Origin of the sequence: Trinickia dabaoshanensis, from assembly GCF_002879885.1 — a bacterium.
Classification (GTDB): Bacteria; Pseudomonadota; Gammaproteobacteria; order Burkholderiales; family Burkholderiaceae; genus Trinickia; species Trinickia dabaoshanensis.
In genome coordinates, this window is the sequence record NZ_PNYA01000002.1 from 48,472 (window position 1) to 67,489 (window position 19,018).

At 65.1% G+C, this 19,018-nt stretch carries 14 protein-coding genes and 1 pseudogene; all 15 read right to left on the reverse strand.

Annotated features, from left to right (window positions below; all coding sequences use genetic code 11):
* Positions 1–57: 57 nt before the first annotated feature.
* The 15 genes and pseudogenes from C0Z18_RS02230 to sbnA all read right to left on the reverse strand — a co-directional run bounded on the left by C0Z18_RS02230 (position 58) and on the right by sbnA (position 18,991).
* Entirely contained in the window at positions 58–429 is a 372-nt protein-coding gene (locus C0Z18_RS02230) for a DUF1493 family protein (protein ID WP_102643750.1), read from the reverse strand.
* Positions 426–859 (reverse strand): annotated as a pseudogene (locus tag C0Z18_RS33875) (STM2901 family protein). Before C0Z18_RS33875 ends, C0Z18_RS02230 begins: the two are co-directional and overlap by 4 nt.
* A 276-nt stretch (positions 860–1,135) precedes the next feature.
* A complete protein-coding gene (locus C0Z18_RS02240) occupies positions 1,136–1,654 on the reverse strand; it encodes a hypothetical protein (RefSeq protein WP_146013920.1) in 519 nt (172 codons plus the stop codon).
* Positions 1,651–3,096 (reverse strand): ABC-F family ATP-binding cassette domain-containing protein, encoded by a 1,446-nt coding sequence (locus C0Z18_RS02245; RefSeq protein WP_102643752.1) that lies wholly within the window; start codon positions 3,094–3,096, stop codon positions 1,651–1,653. Before C0Z18_RS02245 ends, C0Z18_RS02240 begins: the two co-directional genes overlap by 4 nt.
* A gap of 73 nt (positions 3,097–3,169) precedes the next feature.
* Positions 3,170–3,931, reverse strand: coding sequence for a thioesterase II family protein (locus tag C0Z18_RS02250; protein WP_102643989.1), 762 nt, complete (start codon positions 3,929–3,931; stop codon positions 3,170–3,172).
* 5 nt (positions 3,932–3,936) lie between these two features.
* Entirely contained in the window at positions 3,937–4,392 is a 456-nt protein-coding gene (locus tag C0Z18_RS02255; protein WP_102643753.1) for a ParB N-terminal domain-containing protein, read from the reverse strand.
* Between the two features lie 30 nt (positions 4,393–4,422).
* Positions 4,423–5,403, reverse strand: a complete 981-nt coding sequence (locus C0Z18_RS02260) for a methyltransferase (RefSeq protein ID WP_102643754.1) — start codon at positions 5,401–5,403, stop codon at positions 4,423–4,425.
* Positions 5,404–5,415: 12 nt separating this feature from the next.
* Positions 5,416–6,792, reverse strand: coding sequence for an MATE family efflux transporter (locus C0Z18_RS02265; protein WP_102643990.1), 1,377 nt, complete (start codon positions 6,790–6,792; stop codon positions 5,416–5,418).
* A gap of 62 nt (positions 6,793–6,854) precedes the next feature.
* Entirely contained in the window at positions 6,855–8,399 is a 1,545-nt protein-coding gene (locus C0Z18_RS02270) for a hypothetical protein (protein WP_102643755.1), read from the reverse strand.
* On the reverse strand, positions 8,399–8,965 hold the full coding sequence (locus C0Z18_RS02275) for an SRPBCC family protein (RefSeq protein ID WP_102643756.1): 567 nt from the start codon (positions 8,963–8,965) through the stop codon (positions 8,399–8,401). The genes C0Z18_RS02270 and C0Z18_RS02275 overlap by 1 nt, the downstream gene beginning before the upstream one ends.
* Positions 8,931–9,614 carry a hypothetical protein gene (locus tag C0Z18_RS02280; RefSeq protein ID WP_102643757.1) on the reverse strand — a complete coding sequence of 228 codons (684 nt, stop codon included), beginning with the start codon at positions 9,612–9,614 and terminating at the stop codon, positions 8,931–8,933. The genes C0Z18_RS02275 and C0Z18_RS02280 overlap by 35 nt, the downstream gene beginning before the upstream one ends.
* Before the next feature lie 11 nt (positions 9,615–9,625).
* Entirely contained in the window at positions 9,626–13,585 is a 3,960-nt protein-coding gene (locus C0Z18_RS02285) for a non-ribosomal peptide synthetase (protein ID WP_102643758.1), read from the reverse strand.
* Positions 13,582–16,857: a non-ribosomal peptide synthetase gene (locus C0Z18_RS02290; RefSeq protein ID WP_102643759.1), complete on the reverse strand. Its 3,276-nt coding sequence runs from the start codon at positions 16,855–16,857 to the stop codon at positions 13,582–13,584. Before C0Z18_RS02290 ends, C0Z18_RS02285 begins: the two co-directional genes overlap by 4 nt.
* Positions 16,858–16,936: 79 nt before the next feature.
* Positions 16,937–17,971 (reverse strand): 2,3-diaminopropionate biosynthesis protein SbnB, encoded by a 1,035-nt coding sequence (sbnB, locus tag C0Z18_RS02295; protein ID WP_102643760.1) that lies wholly within the window; start codon positions 17,969–17,971, stop codon positions 16,937–16,939.
* 27 nt (positions 17,972–17,998) lie between these two features.
* A complete protein-coding gene (sbnA, locus tag C0Z18_RS02300; RefSeq protein WP_102643761.1) occupies positions 17,999–18,991 on the reverse strand; it encodes a 2,3-diaminopropionate biosynthesis protein SbnA in 993 nt (330 codons plus the stop codon).
* Positions 18,992–19,018: the final 27 nt, after the last annotated feature.

The window sequence follows — 19,018 nt, forward strand, 5'->3', positions numbered from 1 at the left end:
GCCGACTGTCAACGACGTGCCGACCGCGTTAACGTATGGGTTCGGCGGTATCGTGCGTCAATTGCCTCTATTGACCGTGGCCTCGATCTCGGCGGTATCCCATTTCCCACGGCGCATGGCGTCAGCCAACATCCCCAAGGTCAACGGTACGAGCGCCGGCCGGCGAAACCGTTTTGAAAACAGCCCCAGGAACGATGAGAGTAGCTGCTGACCTTCCGGGCCGAAGTAGCGTCTATACGGAAAGCCCTGCGCCTGCACGTTAAACGTCTCCGCCCACTTATCGATGAATTCGACGGCGTCGAGCCCTGTTAGGCCGAGGTCTTCCTCAAGGCGCGATGTTGGCTGTAAGTTCAGTCGACCGCCAAACAGAGGCCGACCCAGCTCTTCCCGTGCGAACTCCTCTAGGCGCTCCCAAGTTGTATCGTTCATAGGGACAGCCGATCATCCGGTTTCGCAAGGCGGTTGTTGGTCACCACTGTATTACGCATGATCATGAACGCGTCTCGCGCTAAGAACAGTTCGCCGATGACCGGTATCGTTCGGCCGACGAATGCGCCGAGATTGCGCGTAAACGCGATTCGGACGCCGCTAAGCCCAACCTTAGTAATCATCGGCAGCCGAACGCGCACCTTGAAAGGCAACAGCTTACGAGCAGTTAGCGAAGCGACCGATGTGCCCTCGGTCGCACCGGCACTTTGCCTGGTACGGGCACGTCGGCCTGACCGAGCAACACAGCGGACGCGGCAGCTAAGTCATCAAAGCCGAGCTGCTTTCGAGTCTCATCGAGTGCCACGTAGACAAACAGGTCAGCGGGCGTGAGATTTTGGTGGATTCCGTATGTGTACCGGTTATCGCTCATTCTTTTCTCCGTTCACCTCGCGTGGGACGCTGCTCTCTCAGCGTTTGGAACCCCGCGCGAAGCCGGTACTTTACATGAGCGGGACATGGGCCCGCCGGGACGCATACGTTAGTCGGACGAATCCTTTTCGTCGTCCTGTTTCTCTTTCCATCTCGCGCTCTCTCTGTCGGTGAGAACAGCCGGAACGGTTGAGAGAGGATGACCATCTCTCAAGTTCCGGAACGGCCCTCGGAATAGCCAGATGCTGTTCGCCGGCACCGCGTGTGCCGGCTTTTTTCATGCAGCGGCACGCCAGCGGCGCAACGCGATATTCGCGAGCCACACGAGCACGGCAGCCACTAGCATCGAGGCCGCGATGATGACCAGCAGACCGACCGTTTCGATATCGTCTGCGTTCCTGATGGTATCCATGCCCAAAGCCCGCATCACGAACGCAATCGACGCCGGCAGCACCGGGAATTCATAGGGTAGACCGTCAATCCAGCGTGAAAGCAGGAGACCAAGCACGAGCGTCGCAATGATATTTACGCCGTAGCGGACCCACTTCATTAGCGGACCTCCACCGTACCGTAAGCTTTGACCGTAGTGCCCTGCACAGCGAGCGTCGCGCCGCACGCCGTTGGCGAATGTTTCATCATCGATCTTGCCATCGGCACGATACAGCGCGAACCATTGGCATACCCCCCCATGATGGTGTCGAATCGGGCAGCCTGCCACAGCCGCCGTTGCGAAAGCAAGGCGGTCTACTAAAGTTGACAGGGCGCGATCTGTATCTTCGTCACCCTCGGTTTTCATGAACCCGCCCGAGTCCGCAACAGGGCCTGATCCTGCACCGGCTCGCATTCATAACGTTCGACCCGCCCCACCGCATCGAGAAACGCCTCGTCGTGCGAGATCAACAGCATCGCCCCGGGATACGCAGCCAGTACCTCGATCATGTGACCGCGCATCGTCGTATCGAGGTTGTTCGTCAACTCGTCGAGTATCAGCAGATGCGGCGGATCGGCCGCGATGCAAGCCAACGAAAGCCGCGCTTTCTCGCCGCCCGAGAGCGTGCTCGTCGGCGCCTCCACGGACGCCGTCTGGCGGAAGAGAAACGACGCCAAGTGCGTACGCAGGTCCGCCATCGACCACTCCGGCACCACCCGCGCAAGCGTTTCGAGCACCGTCGCGTTCGGGTCGAGATTGTCGTAGTGCTGATCGACGTAACCCATCTTGTCCTTGGCCGGGGTGATCCAATCGCCATGCAGCCGCAGCCGCTCGTCGCCGAGGATCGCGCGCGCGAGCGTGGACTTGCCGCTGCCGTTTCGGCCGACGAGTGCGACACGGTCGCCATGCATCATCGTGAGATGGATGCCGCTCAGCAACGGCTCGCCGTCGTAGCCGACCGCACCGTCGCCGATCTGCAATACGCTCTGCCGCGATCGCGCACCGCCGTCGAGATGGAATCGTGGCGTGATGATCTCGGGCGGCCGCAAGCTGGCCAGCTGCTCCGCCAGTTCGCGCTGCTCCTCCCGGATCTCCGACTGCTTACGGCCGGCCGTCGTGTTGCCGCGGCCGAGCTTGGTCGGTGACTTGACCGTCGCCCATTTGCGGTCCTGGATGCTCTTGATGCCGCGCTGCCGCGCATGCGCCGCCCGCTCCTGCTCTTGCATCAGCGCATCGTGCGAATCGAGCTTCGCCCGCTTGATCGCGGCCATCTGCTTTTCCAGTGCGCCGCGCTTCAGTTCCTGCTCCGCGAGGTAGTCGGCATAGCGGCCCTCGAACACGTCCACGTGCTCATGCCCGATGTGCCAAAGAAGGTCGCACGTCTGGTTCATCAGTTCATGATCGTGCGTCACCATCACGATCGTGCCGTAGTAGTTTTGCAGCATGCGCGACAGCGAACGGCGATTGCCGGCGTCGAGGTGGTTGGTCGGCTCGTCGAGCAGCAACAGATCCGGCGCATCGGCGATCGCCCGGCTCAGAGCGCGGTTCACGCGCTGGCCTCCGCTCAATCCGCCCTCCTCGTCTTGGATCTGCGCGACATAGCCGATCTTCGAATCAGGCGCGATCGCCACGCTGCCCTCGCTCGGCTGCAGTTCACCGAGCAGCATGCGCAATAGCGACGATTTGCCTGCGCCGTTCTCGCCGACGATCGCGATACGTTGTCCCCATTGCACGACGGTGCTGAACTGCCGGAAGCAGACCTTATGCGGGAAGGTCAGGTCGACGCCTTTCAGTTCGATCAAATGCATAGGCGTATCTCCTGTGGAAGGTTCCGGCGACATCCGCGCCGCGAAAATGCAAAAAACATAAGTGCAAAAAACATTAGGCAAGAACGGCGTCGCGCGGTTCGACGAGGGCCGACTCTACGAGGCGCAACACGTCGTCCGCGTTCTGTCGAATAAAGAAATGATCGCCGTCGAACCAGTTCACGTCGCACGCGGCCGTCGTCTCGGCGCGCCACCCCTCGACCTGCCCGGGCCGCACATGGGTATCGCCACGACCGGCCAGCACGGTCAACGGCACATCGAGCGCGGGTAGCGGCCGATAGACGTAGTTCGACACCAGCTCGAAATCGGCGCGTATCACCGGCATCACGAGCTCCATCAGCTCGCGATTGTTCAAAACGTCGACGGGCGTGCCGTTGTAGCGCCGCAGCGCCGCGACGAGCGCATCGTCGTCCATCAAATGCAGCGGCTCGGTATCGCGCTCGGATGAGGGCGAGCCGCAACCGGACACCATCAATCGAACCGGCATGGGCAAGCCGAGCGTACGGCATCGCCGCGTGAACTCGAAGGCCAGCAATGCGCCGAGGCTGTGGCCGAAGCATGCGAACGGCATATCGCAGTATGGACGCACGGCATCCAACGCCGCATCGACGACCTCGGCCGGCGACAGCATCGGCGTCTCGCGCAGCCGTCCGCCGCGCCCCGGCAACTGTAACGGACATACGTCGATCCGCGGTGCGAGCTTCGCCTGCCACGGCAAGAAGTCGGCTGCGCTGCCGCCCGCGTACGAAAAACAGAACAGCCGCCACTGCGCATCGGATCGAGGCGGACGGATCAACCACGGTGTCGGATAAGTCATCGAATTCACTCCGGTTCGGTGAAGAGGCGGGCGGGCCGCTCGGATCGAATACGCTCCGGCGCCGGCCGCTTGAGCATCGACAAGGCGATCGACGAGCACGGTAGTTCGGGGGCGAAGACATGCCGCGTGCTCTTGTAGGGCAACAGCCGCTGTGCACGCATCACCTCGCGGAAAATGCGGGCGACATCGTACGGCGCGCCGGTGCGCCAGTCCGACACGGATACCTTCGGATCGTCGTAGTCGAGCAAGATGCAAGGCACGTGCGTCAAATCGAGCAGGCCCGCCGCATGTCTGCGATGGTTGCCGTCCATGACGATGCCCGTGCGTTTCTCGACCGGAATCGGCGCGCGCCAGACGCCTTCGCCGGCGATCGAGCCGGCCAGCGCCACCGCGGCCCGCTCGTCGATTTCCTCGGATGCGCGAAGAAACGACAACGGTCGAATTTCAATGTCGTATGCCATGAGCCACCTGGGATGCCTGCGTCGCGCCGCTCAGGCCGGCGCGCATTGAAGAACCGCGCTTTGGCCGGCGCCTTGACGGCAACGCACGAGCGTGAGGCCAGCGGCTTCGAGCAGTGCCTCGTATTGCCCGAGCGTGCGCTCGCGCCCGCCGCATACCACCATCATGTTCAGATCCATCCAGCGCCCCGGCGCAAGCGATCCCTCCTCCGGCACCGGATACTCCTGGATCAGCAGCACGGCGCGCTCGTCCATCGCGGCTCGGCAGGTTTCGAGAACGGCGCGAGCGCCGTCTGCATCGAAGCGGTGCAAGATCTGCGATAGCAGATACACGTCGCCGTTCGCGGGCACGGCGCTGTGCCACACGCCCCCGACATGCAGGCTCCGGCCATCGGCATCGTCGTGCAAATGGACGGGCTGTGGACCGAACAGCGTGACGCGCAGCGCCGGAAACCGGGCAAGCAAGGTGGGCAGCATGCGGCCGTCGCCGCCCACGTCGACGAGATGCCGCGTCGATGAAAAATCGTAGGCGTCCAGCAGTGCCGAGAGACGTCCCGCCGAATCGTGTTCCAGGTACTTGCCGAGTTTTCCGTCGACTTCGGATTGGCGCTCGAGGTACGAAAAATAATCGGTGTCATACAGTGCGCCGAAGCGCGGCTCTCCCGTTTTGACGCACGTATAGAGTTCGGCCCAAGCCCGATAATGTTCGTCGCCGTAGATGCAGGCGGCAAAGTCCTGTGAATCGGGCGCGCCGCTGATCAACAAGCGCGACATGTCGGTATGCGCGTAGGTGTCCTCCCCTTCCTGACGGAACACGCCGATCGTTTCGAGCGCCCGCATCAGCCGGCGCAAGCCGTCGGCATCGCACTCGGCCCTGCGCGCGAGCTGGCCGCAATCGAGCGTCTCGTGCGCGAGCAGGTCGGCAATGCCGAGGCGCCCCGCCACGTGGATGGCCTGGGCGATCTGGTACCCGTAAATCCACTGCCGCAGTTGTCTCACATCGTCTTGCCGCATACGGTTCCCCATTCAATTCGACGCGCGCGCCGCCGCGACGGCCGACGCACCCGAAGTCTTTCCAAGAAAACGTGCCAGCATCAGCACCGCGCCGATCGCGATCGCGCTCGGGAATCCCACGTTGATGCCGAGCAAGCCGAGCTTCATCGGAAAGGCCAGCATATACGCCAGCGGCAGGCCCACGCACCAGAGCAGCGCCATGTTCGTCCACATCGGCACCCATACGTCGCGCACGCCGCGCAGCGCGGCGAGCAACTGATTGCGCGCACCGTCGACCAGTTGGGCGAGCGCGGTCACCATCAGCATCGTGCGGGCGAGCTCGACGAGTCCGGCGTTGCCCGCGCTGTCGACGTTCAGATACAAGCCGATCACGGAAGCGGGCGCGAGCACGTACACGAGCGCGATCGCGCATAGCACCGTCGATACCACGAAGAGTCCGGTCATGCCGATCTGGCGAGTCGACTCGAGTTCGCGCTTGCCGGCCGCGATGCTGATCAGGATCGAGCTCGCCTGCCCCACGCCCATTGGAATCATCAACGCGACCGTCGAGCACTGGATCAAAATCTGCTGCACGCTGAGCGCGCCGACGCCAAGCCAGCCGACCATGATGTTGATCACGCTGAACGCAAACAATTCGCTGGAGAACTGCAACGTGATGGGCAGGCTGATGTGCATAAAGGCGGACAGTCGCGCGCGGTCCCACCAGCCTCGCTTGGCGAACAAACGATAACGGGCGAAATCTTTCGACAGCCAGACATAGCCCGCCATCGCAAGCATCAACAGCCAGTTCACGATCGAGATCGCGTAGGCCCAGCCCACCATGCCCAGCGCGGGCAGCCCTAGGCGGCCGTAGATCAGCGCGTAACCGAGACCGAGCGTCAGCGCGAGATTGAGCACGCTGAACGCGAAGACCAGATAGCCCTTGCGCACCGGAAAGAAGATCTGGTGGCAACTGGCCATCAGCAGCGACGGAATCACGCCCCAAGACATCGCTCTCAGGTACGGGCCGACGAGCGGCAGCACTTCCCGCGGCTCGTCGAGCCGCGTCAGCAAGGCGGGCAAAGCCAGCAGCACGAGCGCGGCCAGCGCGCCCACGGCGATGCTGACGAGCCAGGCCTGCCTCACCTCCGGGCCCACCTGATCGGGACGGCCCTCGCCGAGCAGGCGTCCGACCACGATGCCGACCGCGAGCAGCGGCGACATGGCGACGACCGTCACCGTGTTGCACAGCGCGGTGACGAGCGCCCCCGCCGCCAGTTCGTGCACGCCGAGGCGCGCAATGAACAGCATCCCGATGAAATTGACGCCGATGTACAGGATGCGCACACCGAGAATCGGCGTGGCGAGCCTGACGATTTCACTGCAATAGAAGAAACGGTTGTTCTGCATTTTTCCCTTTATGTTCCGGCTCTCGCCGCCCTCGAAACGATCGCGGCGCGAGGCCGCGCCGATCAGTCGATCCAACTGCCGTTCACGAATCCGCGATAGTCGTGCGGAACGAACCAGAGCAACAAAATGCTCAGGCGGCCGTCGGCGAGCCTATCGCGCCAATGGGGCATCTGCGGATCGATGACGTGACCGTCGCCCGCCTGAAGCATGGCCTTGTGGATCGCCTTCGGCGTTTCGACGTAGATGGGCCATGCTTCGTCCTTGTTGCCTTCCGGCCGCGTCTCCACGGGAAGCGACATGACCCATGAAAACGCCTTCACGTCGTCCTTGTGACGCGGCAACGTGGCGCCCGATTCGTAGATCGTCAGCGCGTTGTGCCCGGGCTTGACCGGCGAGGGCAGCACTTGGTTCAACAAAGTGCTGATCTGGCCTTGCAAGTAGAACGTGAATTCGTCGCGATGGATCCAGAATCGCTCCTCGGTCTTGCCGTTCGCGCGGTCGAGCAGCAGGAACTTGCGTTCCTTCATGAAACGCAGGTACTTGCGGCTCATCGCCAGTTCGATCGGCGGCAAGATGCCTTCGAACGTGAAGCAGCCGTTCTCGTCCACTTGCTTGCCGACTTCGCGCAGACGCTCGGCCCACGCTGCTCTGGCCTGCGCCGTGCGCGCGGGATCGTGAAGCACGCCGCAATAGACGAACAAGCGCCGCGTCGCGGCGTCGAGATCGGCGGCCTGCCGGCTGGAATCCTTCAACGCGCGCAGGTCCCGCAATTGCGCGTCGGTCAGCCAGTACATCGAGACGATGTCTCTCACCGGATCGCGCACCCAAATGCTCGGCTTGCACGAATCCGCCCACGCGAGGTTCGGGATCTGCGCGCGCAGTGCGTCGCCCATCTCGCCGCTCGAAAAAAAGATGTCGTGGTTGAGCCGGTAGTCGGTCGCGGCGCCGGAGCAATCGGGTAGGTAGGGCCGATAGAACGCCGGCAACTCCGAGAGCAGCGCGTCGTCGAGCCGGCAGTGCTCGCCGAAGAATCGCTCCAAATACGGTTGCTTGGCCTCCGGCGTCACGAGGCCATGCTTTTCGATCCGGCTGCGCAAGCGCCCCGGCAACGCCAGGAATGCCGCCTCGCTGATGCCGTTCCGGACGATATCGAATACCTTGTCGGCGAAGCGTCCCGCCCACGCCGGCAGCACGACCGTCTCGCGCAGATAGTCGTTGCCGCGCTGCGAATAAAAGGCCATGAAGACGAGCGACGCAACGTAGTACCGATGGCCCTTGAAGGCGATCGAACGAAACCGGCCCGCATTCAGGACACTGAAGTAACGCTTGAACATCTGGCGCGGCGCGAGGCCTCGAGCGGGCCGCAAGAAACCATAGTCGATCAGTTGCTCGAACAGGAAAGCGGGATACTTCGCCGCCTGGCTGTCGTTCAGGCGCCCTCTCGACAACCGGATCAGCAACTCGCACATCTGCGGTTGCTCGGCGATGGCGAAGGACACGTACTTCGAGCGCGTCGCATGCGTCGTGTAGTTGCGAAACCCCACGATGACCTTGCACAGGTCGTTCACGATCCATTTCGAGTTGGGTTGCATGGTGCCGTATTGCATCAGGCATTCCTCCAGATAGATTTTATGTTGTCCATTAGCAGCCGCGAGCCGCCGAGCGCATGACGAAAAACATGAACGCGCCGCTTCCATCGCCGCGGCCGCGCAACCGTCCCCGTCAAATGCCGCTCCATACCGTCCAGCAAATCCCCGATCAATGCGTCGTGGACCCAGCGCACGACGCAGTGCCACATGCAAAAGTGGTAGAGGCTCAGACGCAGGCGCGTGAAATGCGTGACGGTCGTGCCTCCGCCGCCGGCCTCGATCCGCAATCCGTGCACGCCCTCGAACCCGGCCGGCGATTCGAAGCGGAACACGACCTCGCGGCCCGGCCGATAGGCCACGACCCGATAGCGCGTCGCGCCGTGACCGCCCAGAGCGCCCACCGCGAGCGGGCCGTCGAAGGCGTCGCGCGGCCACGCCGCATGCGGCCAGCATGGCGAGGCTGCCTCGTCGAAACGGTCCAGCAGCGCACCCGTCTCTTGCGCCGAACAGGCGATGAAGGTCTCGTGCACGCTGACGACGTTCGCGTTCTCAAACTCGTTGTTTGCGGGGATCGCTGCCGGCATCGGTCAGGCCCTCCTCGTTGGCCGGGGACGCCATGCGGCGGTCCAGGCGTGACTGGAGCGCATCCGCGAGCGCAACCAGATCGTTGAAACCGGTCAGCGCGCGCGCGGCCGCCAACACGTCGCGAAACGCGCCATCGCCCGGTAGCCGGCCGGGGCGATCGCTCACCGCCGTCAGCCACCTGAGCGCCAACTCATGAAGCTCCGCGCCGAGTATCCGGAACGCGATGCGGCAACCCGGCATCGAGCGCGACGGCTGCAATTGCGGCGCAACCGACCGAATGGCCGTGCGCCCCGCTTCCTTGACGACGCACAGCCGCAGCGGCCGCATCAGCGCATGGCCGCCCATCGTGACCGTATGCATGCCGTCGATCGCGTAACCGGTGCCGCTATGGCCGGCGCCCGGCAACCAATACACGACGGCATGGCGCGCGTTGAAGAACGCGATCTCCCGTCCTCGATAGGGCGCCAGTTGCGGATGCGTGAAATCCGCCAGCAGGAAACCAGGCTCGGTCGGATGCGGCGTGACGTTGGGAAAGGGCCGCGGATCGTACCGGTACATCTTCTCGAACAGCAGATAGAGCGGTTCGTCCGCAAACGCCAGCCATTGGTAGCCGGCCTGGCGAACTTTGCTGAGAACGTAGGCGAGCATCGCGTTCCCTCTCAGTCGCCAGCAACGAGCGTGGCCAGATGCCGGATCGTCGGCTGCCGGTAGAACGCTTGCAGCCGCACCTTGCGCCCGAAGGAGCGCTCGACCCTCACGAGCATGTCGATCACCTGCAACGACTGCCCGCCGAGCAGGAAGAAATCGTGCTCGATACCGATCTCGGCATGCTTGAGGACATCGCGCCAGATATCGACGAGGCTCGCCTGGATCGCGTTGGACGGCCGCACCGGAGGATCGACGCGCTCGAGTTCGTCGCCGGCTACCCGGCGCGCATCGATCTTGCCGTTCTCGTTGACGGCGATCGTCGGCACGATATGCAGCGTATCCGGCAGCATGTAGGCGGGCAGGCTGTTGCCGAGGAACTCGCGCAGCTCCGCGCGCCCGACGTGCCGCTCGACACCATCGGCCAGCCTCAGGTCGCGATGCACCGCCCAGATCGACGGGTCGTAGTAGCGTGCGCAGCCCGCCTTGAGATCGACTTCGACCGGTTGCAGGAGATCGGGAAGCACACAGGCGCCGTCCGCTTCGAACGTGACGCCGGTCCAATCGCGCCACTGCTCGAGCGTGCCCTCGACGCATTGCGATTTTTCCGCCGCGCCGAGCGTGCGCGCGCCGAGGCGCTCGTGCACGCGCAACCAAAAATCGCGCGGCTCGCCGTTGGCATCGCGCGATTGGGCCCATGCGTGGACATCGACCCCCGGGTGCTCGAGCATCCCCACCGGGCGAACCGGGGCGAGAAAGTAGTCGAGCCCATGCATCTTGGCTAAGCCGCGGAATCCTTGCACGATCCGGTTGCTGAGCCCCTGCCCCTGGAAATGACCGGCGACGATACCGGCCAAGCCGAGAATGGCATTCGGTGCCACGCCCTCCTCGCGCTGGCGGAACGCGCGTTCGACGGCCTCGTCCCACGCTTGCGGCGCCGATTCGTCGCGGCCGTCCCAATACAGCGGCACGCCGTTCGCGACGCATGCGACGCGGTTCTCGTCGTCCAGCAGACAGAACTGATACGCGGGGAACTCCGCGTAAAGCCGCTCCCAGTAGCGCGTCAGCGTCGGGCTGCCGGCGAAGTAGCGCGGCCAGGTGTCGTGGTGGATCAGGTTCATGTGCGGGCGCAGGCCCGCGTGCTGCGCGCAGGTGAACTGGCGATAGCGCCGCCCTTGCGCTTCGAAGACGTTCAATGCGCTCTCGCGCAGTTCGACGAACGCGCGCAAGCTGCCGCCGCCGTCCTCCTGCCAGACCACCGCCGCCTTGGCCACGGCCGGATGGCGCGCGAGCGCGCTCTCGACGTCGTCCAGTTCGATGCGGTTGCCGCGCACTTTGACCTGCTTGTCGAGCCGGCCGATGTAGTGCAGGCGGCCGCGATGGTCGAGCTTGCCGAAGTCGCCGGTGCGATACAGCCGCAGCGCCGGTCCGCCGAGCGGGGGCGTCCATTCGAAGAAGGCGGCGGCGGTCGCGGCCGGCGCATTCCAGTAGCCGGGGCTCAGGCCCGGTGACGCAATGCAGATTTGGCCCGGCACGCCAACCGGCACCGGTTGATCGCGGCGATCGAGCACGAACACTTGCACGTTCGGCAGCGGGCGGCCGATCGGCGTCATGCTGCCTTGCGCCGGCTCGTCGCAGTCGAACCAGAGCGCATCGACCGTCACTTCGGTCGGGCCGTAGTGATTGCAAAGCCGGCAGCCGAAAGCGGCGCGGGCCCGCTCCCGCACCTCGCGGCTCAGCGCCGCCGCGCCGCAAATGATGAGCCGCAGCGAGCCGTCGTTGGCCGGGCGTGCCTCGCGGGCCTCGGCCAGCGCGTCGAGCATCAACGGGACCGTTTGCAGCACGCTAATGCGTTGCGCATGGATCCATTCGAGCGCTTGTCGCGGCGCCTTCGCTTGGCCCTGCGGCCAGCCCACCACCACGGCGCCGCTCGCGAGCGGCCACAGGGTGTCGAGCATCGAGGCATCGAAGGTCGGCGAGGTCCAATACAGCATGCGATCGCTGGCCGACAACGCGTAGCGATCCCGAGTCGCCACGACCAGGTTATGCAGTCCCCGGTGCGCGATCGGAATGCCCTTCGGCCGCCCCGTGGTACCCGAGGTGAACAGCAGGTAGGCCAGATCGTCGGGCGCGGCGTGGCACACGAGCGGGAACGTGTCCACGCCGCCGTCGATACGGCTCACCGGCAACACCGTCACGCCGAGCACGCTCGCGCTGTCGAGCAGTGCATCGGAGGCCAGCGCCAAGCGGAACCCGACCTGCGCCGCCACGTCGGCCAACCGGTCCGCGGGCCAGCCTTCGTGCAACGGCACATAGACCGCGCCGAGCGACATCAGCGCGAGCATCGTCGCGATCTGCTCGCCGCTCGCCTCCATCAGCACGGCGACGAAATCGCCCCGGCCGACCCCGGCCTGTTGCAACGTGTGCGCGAGCCGCGCCACGCGGCGCGCCAGCTCGCCATAGCGCCAGCGCGCGTCGCCGGCCTCGATCGCCGGCGCGTCCGGCTGCCGCTTCACTTGCGCGAGGATGAGGTCGATCACCGTCTCGCCGTCCTCGCGCGGCGCCGCCGTGCGATTGAAATCGACGAGCATGCGCTGGGCCGATTCAGGCGCCAACAGCGTATAGCGATCGAGCGGCTGGGCCGGATCGGCGATGACCTGAGCGAACAATCCGCCGAGGTCGCACAGCATCCCCTCGACGGTCTCCCGATCGTAGAGATCCGTGTTGTAGGTACAGAAGAACTTGACGTCGCTACCCACGGGATCGAGGCCGATCGCGAGGTCGAAGCGCGCGCCGTGATTCTCAGCGGCGAAGACTTCCTTCGCATACAGCTTGCCGCTTCCGACAGGAATGCTGACGAAGTCGGACTTGTCGTTCTGAACCCCGGCCATGACCGAGAACAGCTTCGGGCGCGACAGATCTTTCTGGTGGCTCAGTTGCTCGATCATCGACACGCACGGATAGCGATGATGCTCGAAGGCGCCGAGCACGGTCGTCGACACCTGATCCAGCAATGTCGCGAACGTCATCCCGTCCTCGATCCGGCAGCGGATCGGCATCGGCACGGCGAAGCAGCCCAGCAACGCTTTGTCGCGGCTCTCGCGGCCCGCTATCGGGCAGCCCAGCACGAAGTCGGACTGGCCGCTCACGCGATGGAAATACAGATCGAGTATGCCCAGCAGCAGCATGAACAACGTCACGTTGCGGCGCGCGCAAAAGCCGTTCACCTCGCGCGCCAGTTGCCGCGGCAGCCAGCTCTTCACCGTATCGCCGCGGTACGTTTGGATCGTCGGACGCGGCCGGTCGGTCGGCAACTCGAGCGGCGCCGGCAAATCGGCGAACTGATCGAGCCAATATTTTCGGCTGCGCTCGAGCTTACCGCCGGCGAGTTCCGCGTGAATCCGGTCCGCATAGTCGAGGAAGCTCGAGGACAGCGCGGGCAACACCGCTTCGCGTCCGTTACAGCGCGCGTCGTAAAGCGCGACGAACTCGCGAATCACATTGAGCGTGCTCGTCTCGTCCCAAATGATGTGATGCACCGTGAAGATCAGTTGGTGCTCGGCTCCCGGATAGCTCACCAGATGAAGCCGGAACAGGTTCTCCCGCTCGAAATCGAACGGCCGCAGCGCGAACTCGCGTGCGAGGCGCTCCTGCTCGGCGGCGACCGCGTCGGGCGCGAGGCCGGTACGGTCGATGAACAGCGTATCGGCCCCGAGCCGGATCGCCTCGCCCAGAAACTGCTTCGGGCGTCCGTCGGCATACGCCATGCGGATGCGAAATACGTCATGGCGATCCATCAGCGCCTGCCAGGCATGCCGGAAGCTGTCGCGGTCCACGCCGTCCAAGAAGAAGTGGTTGAAGCTGATGTTGTAGACGGCACTATCCGGATCGAACTGGTACGCGTACCACTCGGGAATCTGGCTCGGCGCCAGATCGTGCAGTTGCACTTGCCGCTCGCAAACGGAATGGGTCATACGGAGGCCTCGACGGTCGACGATTCCACCAACGTCCTGATGGTGGGATGCGCAAAGAGTTGATTCAGCGACAGTTGCTCGCCCAGCACCTCCCGGCACTGATTGACGAGTTCGACGGCCAACAGCGAGTGGCCGCCCAACTGGAAGAAGTTGTCGTCGATCCCGACGCGCTCGACCCCGAGGATGGCGCGCCATAGATCGCTGAGCCGGTGCTCGCGCGTGTCGCGCGGGGCAACGTAGGACTGGTTCGCGCCGGCCTCGAACGAGGACAGCGGCGGCAACTGTGCCCGGTCGATCTTGCCGTTGGGCAGCAAGGGCAACTCGTCCAGCACGCAGATGCCGCTCGGCACCATGAAATCGGGCAACCGCTCGGCGCAGAACTGCCGCAATGCGCCGGCGCTCGGTGCGGGGCGATCGCGTGAGAGGACGTAAGCGGCGATGCCGATCTCACCCGCCCAATCGGGGCTGCCCATCACGAGGCATTGCTCGACGGCCGGATGCTGGTGCAATACCGCCTCCACTTCGCCCGCCTCGATGCGGCAGCCGCGGATCTTGAGCTGAAAGTCGGTGCGGCCCAGCAGTTCGAGCGAGCCGTCCTCGCGATAGCGGCCCACGTCGCCGCTCCGGTACAACCGCGCACCCGGTACGGTCGAGATCGGCGACGGCACGAAGGCGGCACGCGTGCGCGCCTCGTCCATGAAATACCCCGGCCCGACACACAGTCCGCCGATATGGATCTCGCCCACCACGCCGATCGGCGCGAGCCGCATTTCCGAATCGAGCACGTACAGTTCGGCGTTCGTGATCGGCCGGCCGATCGGCAGATAAGCCGGCGTCCCATCCGGCACACCGTCCAGACACAGATGCGTCACGTCGTCGGAACACTCGGTGGGCCCGTACGCGTTCATCAATCGGGTGCCGGAGAACAACGCGAACCATCGCTCGGCGAGGCTGCGCGAGAGCGGTTCGCCGTTGCTGATCATCCAGCGCAATGCCGGAAGCTGCCGCGCCGCGGCGTTGCGCTCGGCCTCGTCGAGCAAGATCTCGAGATGCGAGGGCACCGTTTCGACGATCGTGACGTCGCGCGAGCGCAGTTCGGCGAGCAGCGGCGCGGGGTCCCAGGCATCGGTGCCCGTCAGCACTTCGGTGCGGCCGCCCACCAGCAGCGCGACGAGACATTGCCATACCGACACGTCGAACGTCTGCACCGCGATTTGCGCGACCACGTCCGTTTCCCGCAAGCCCAGATCCTCGACCTTGGCCAGCAGATGGTTGATCATGCCGCGATGCGCCACCATCGCCGCCTTGGGCTCGCCCGTGGAGCCCGACGTGAACAGCAAATAGGCGAGCGCATCGCCGTCGAAGGCGCGGCTCGCTTGCCAATCGGCCGGCAGCGCGGCCAGCGCCTCGGGCTCGAGCGTGAGCACCGGTATGCCGCCCGCCACGGCTTCGGCCGCCCGCGTGTGCCGGACGTCGGCGAGGATGAGCGCGGGCCGCGCCTTGGCGAGCATCGTCGCGTTGCGCGTCTCGCTCTGCTCCGGATTGAACGGCACGAAGGCCGCCCCGAGCTTGAACGATGCCAACATCGCGGCGACGTAGTCCACGCCGCGCTCCATGTACAGCGCGAGGCGATCCCCAGCGGCGACACCGGCATTCGAGCATGCATGCGCGAGCCGGTTGGCGCGCTGCGCCAACTCTCGATACGTCAGTTGCGCGTCGCGATGCCGAACCGCCACCGCATCGGGCTGTTGGGCCACGCGTGCCGCGAAGCGCTCGAGCACGCCGTCGGGCATCGCAGCCTGGCGGCCGCGGCCGGACCAATGCAGCAGCCGCGCCGTTTCCTCGGGCGTCAGCATGCGCAGTCGTCGAATCGGCTGCGCCGGGTCTTCGACGATGTCGTGCAGCAGCGTCACCAGATGGCCGGCCATGCGCTCGGCGAAATCGCCGGAGAACAGGTGGCTGTTGTATTCGATGAGCCCCGGCATATCGTCCGCGCCCTCCTCCAGCGAGAGCGTCAAGTCGAACTTCGTGAAGCTGCTCTCGCCGGCCATCGCCTCGGCGTCGAGTTCGCCTAAACGGAAATTGCGCCGCAAGGGCTGCTGCAACACGAATTCGACTTGGAACAGCGGACTGTGGCTCGCACTGCGCTCGGGCCGCAAGCGCTCGACCACCAAGTCGAACGGGACGTCCTGGTTGGCGAAGGCTGCGAGCGTCGAGCGCTTGACGTCCTGAAGGCAGTCGATAAAGCGCATGTCGGGCGTCACCCGGTTGCGCATGGCCAGCGTATTGACGAAAAAGCCGATCAACGCCTCCGTCTGGCGCGGATTGCGGTTCGCGACCGGAGAGCCGACGACGATATCGGTCACGCCGCAGTAACGCGAGAGCAGCACGTTGAATGCCGCCAGCAACAACATGTAGGGCGTTGCGCCATGCAGGCGTGCCAGCGCACGCACGCGCGCGGCGAGCGCGGCATCGAGCGCGAAACGGTGCACGCCGCCCTCGTAGCGCTGACGCGGCGGCCGTGGCCGCTCGAGCGGCAGCGGCAGCAACGCGGGGGCATCGTGCAATTGCGCCTGCCAAAAATCGAGTTGCTTGGCGATGCGCTCGTCGCCGAGCCAATGCTGCTGCCATTGGCTGTAGTCGGCGTACTGGATCGGCAACTCGGCCAGGCGCGGTACGGCACCTCGGCAATAGGCCTCGTAAGCCGCCGAGACCTCCGCGGTCAAGACGCCGAGCGACCACCCATCCGAGACGATATGGTGCAACGTCAAAAGCAGGATGTGATCGTCGTCGGCGAGCTTCAGCAATTGGGCGCGCAGCAGCGGCCCGCGCGTGAGATCGAACGGCCGGTCGGCCTCGTCGCGCATCGATCGCCGCGCATCGGCCAGGCTCGCTACCGGCACGACCGGCAGCGCCGTGTTGCTCACTTCCCGGCAGACCAGCATCGGCTTGCCGTCGCGCTCGAGGACACTACTGCGCAGCACCGTGTGCCGCTCGAGCAGCAAGCCGATGGCGCTGCTGAGCGCTCCGGCGTCCAAGCGTCCGCGCAGCCGCAGCGCGCACGGCATGTTGTAGAGCGCGCCCGCACCCTCGATCGTTTCGTGCAGCCACAGGCGCCGCTGCGCGAGCGAGAGCGGCGCATCGGCGCCGCCGCTCGCGCGGCGCGCGATGACTGGCTGCTTGGCCGACGCCTTGCGGTTCAGCAAATTGCGCTCGAGCTCTCGTCGTTTCTCGTCCGGGCTCATCGTCCCGAAGTATCCGGTCGTTTCCATGTGTTCTCCTGCCGGCACCGGCATACCGATGAAGGGCCGGGCCGCTTGTCTGGATGTGCTTCAGTGGTCCGCGGCGCGCTCATGCCGGCGTACCGGCCATCGCTTGATAGGGACGCGGGAAGAAATCGCCGACGACCAGCGCGTCGCCCGGGCCGGCGGCTTCCAGAATGTCGCGGGCCACGGACAAATCGAGCACGCCCATGCCGAACGGCGAATAAATACGCGTGCGCCGCGGATCGGGCGTGATGCGCCCTTCGATGGCGTCGGCGATGCCGCCGTCGATGAAGTCGTGGTGACCGGCCTGGCGCGCCGCCACGTCGAGCGACGTATTGGCCTTCAGGCAATGGGAAACGTCATCTGCCACGTTCTGAGCGGCCAGCACGATCTCCGGCGCCAGGTCTCGCAGCGACAGGTGCAGCACCGTCGGCGCGTGCTCGAACCAGGCCGGCGCGTAATCGCCGGGCGTGACGGCCGACGTGGCGAACAGGATCATGCCGCTGCCTCGCAGCGCCGATCCGGCCTCGTGCACGGCGCCCGTCAGGCCGATCGCGGCGCACTTGTCCAGGAACAGATGCGCGCGCTCGTCGGACAGGTCGTGCACCGCCAACTCGCCGATCCGCCATCCCAATGCGGCCAGCATGCGCACGGTGCGATAGGCGACCACGCCGCAACCGACCACGGCGAGGCGCTCGATCCGGCCCGGCGTCGGATGCAAGCGCTGCGCGCCGACCGCCGCCGAGGCCGCGGTACGCGCGGTGCTGATGAGGCTGCCTTCGAGGCAAGCGAGCGGGTAGCCGGTGCGGCGGTCGTTGAGCACGAGCATCGCGGAGGCGCGGTCGCGGCCTTGCAAGACGTTGTCCGGAAAACTCGACACCCACTTGATGCCGGCAATCGGCCGTTCGTCCTCGAGCACGGCCGGCAACGCGATGATGCGATTGCGGTCGCTGTCGGCAAAGCGCAGGAAATAGCTGTCGGGGTTCAGCGCGCGGCCGTGCGCATGGTCGAGATAAACCTGCTCGACGAGTTCGAACACGCGGTGCGGATTGGCATCCAGCCACTTCTCGATATGGGCTGCCCCGATGATTTTGAGTGCGGGGGTGCTATGGGTTGTCAAGGTGTGCTCCGATCGGAATGAGTGTGTTCAGGCCGAGACGCTGGCCGATTGAGTGCGGATGGATGGGGTGGGCGCGGCGTGCAGCGCCGGGTAGCGGCTTGCAACCCAGTCCGGGTTGTAGACCGTATCGACGTAGCGATCGCCGAGGTCGGGCGAGATCGCGACCACGCAGGCGCCCGTCTCGATGTGCTCGGCGTACTGCCGCACGCCCGCGAGCACGGTGCCCGACGATCCGCCTAGCAGCAGCCCGCTTTGCGCGAGCTGGTGGCACGCCCGCACGGCGTCCTCCTCGCGCACCATGATCAAGTCGTCGAAACTCGCGTGGCGGCGGATCTCGGGCGGCTCGCTCGTGCCGAGGCCCGGAATGTGCCGCTTGCCGGCCGGGTGGCCGAACGTGACGGAGCCCACGCTATCGACGGCGATGATCTTGGCCGCCGGCGCGTGCCGGCGCAGGTAGCGCGAGACGCCGCCGAGCGTGCCCGTCGTGCCGGCGCCCACGAACACGTAGTCGGGTGCAGCGAATTGCTCGAGGATGGCGGGGCCCGTCCTTTGCACGTGGGCCTCGATGTTGTCGAGGTTGCCGTACTGGTTGAGCCAGACGAGATCATCGTCTTCCTCGAGCATGCTGCGGATAAGACGGATGCGACTACCGAGAAATCCGCCGTTCTCGTCGCGCTGATTGACGACGATGAGCCTGGCGCCATAGGCCTCGATCAGCCGGGCGGTTTGCGGCGAGATGTTCGGATCGCTGATGCAGGTGAAGGGATAGCCTTTGATCGCGCACACGACACTGAGCGCGAGGCCCAAGTTGCCCGACGAGCTCTCGATCACCGCGCGGCCGGGCTTGAGGCGGCCCTTGCGCTCGAGTCCCGCGATCATCTGCAGGGCGGCCTTGATCTTGATCGAGCCGCTGACCGAAAAGCCCTCCAGCTTGACGTGCACCGCGGTCTGCGCGAGCCAGTCGCGCAGTTGCAGAAATAGGTCGTCGAACACGAGTTCGACGGGCGAGGTGATGATCATCGCTACCCTCTTGGTATGGGTGGATCA

Excerpts from the sequence above, each read along its gene's own strand:
- C0Z18_RS02290 (WP_102643759.1), bottom strand. The coding sequence starts at position 16,857 with ATGGAAACGACCGGATACTTCGGGACGATGAGCCCGGACGAGAAACGA.
- C0Z18_RS02260 (WP_102643754.1), bottom strand. The coding sequence starts at position 5,403 with ATGCGGCAAGACGATGTGAGACAACTGCGGCAGTGGATTTACGGGTAC.
- C0Z18_RS02245 (WP_102643752.1), bottom strand. The coding sequence starts at position 3,096 with ATGCATTTGATCGAACTGAAAGGCGTCGACCTGACCTTCCCGCATAAG.
- C0Z18_RS02285 (WP_102643758.1), bottom strand. The coding sequence starts at position 13,585 with ATGACCCATTCCGTTTGCGAGCGGCAAGTGCAACTGCACGATCTGGCG.
- C0Z18_RS02275 (WP_102643756.1), bottom strand. The coding sequence starts at position 8,965 with ATGCCGGCAGCGATCCCCGCAAACAACGAGTTTGAGAACGCGAACGTC.
- C0Z18_RS02255 (WP_102643753.1), bottom strand. The coding sequence starts at position 4,392 with ATGGCATACGACATTGAAATTCGACCGTTGTCGTTTCTTCGCGCATCC.
- C0Z18_RS02265 (WP_102643990.1), bottom strand. The coding sequence starts at position 6,792 with ATGCAGAACAACCGTTTCTTCTATTGCAGTGAAATCGTCAGGCTCGCC.
- C0Z18_RS02270 (WP_102643755.1), bottom strand. The coding sequence starts at position 8,399 with ATGCAATACGGCACCATGCAACCCAACTCGAAATGGATCGTGAACGAC.
- C0Z18_RS02240 (WP_146013920.1), bottom strand. The coding sequence starts at position 1,654 with ATGAAAACCGAGGGTGACGAAGATACAGATCGCGCCCTGTCAACTTTA.
- sbnA (WP_102643761.1), bottom strand. The coding sequence starts at position 18,991 with ATGATCATCACCTCGCCCGTCGAACTCGTGTTCGACGACCTATTTCTG.
- C0Z18_RS02250 (WP_102643989.1), bottom strand. The coding sequence starts at position 3,931 with ATGACTTATCCGACACCGTGGTTGATCCGTCCGCCTCGATCCGATGCG.
- C0Z18_RS02230 (WP_102643750.1), bottom strand. The coding sequence starts at position 429 with ATGAACGATACAACTTGGGAGCGCCTAGAGGAGTTCGCACGGGAAGAG.
- C0Z18_RS02280 (WP_102643757.1), bottom strand. The coding sequence starts at position 9,614 with ATGCTCGCCTACGTTCTCAGCAAAGTTCGCCAGGCCGGCTACCAATGG.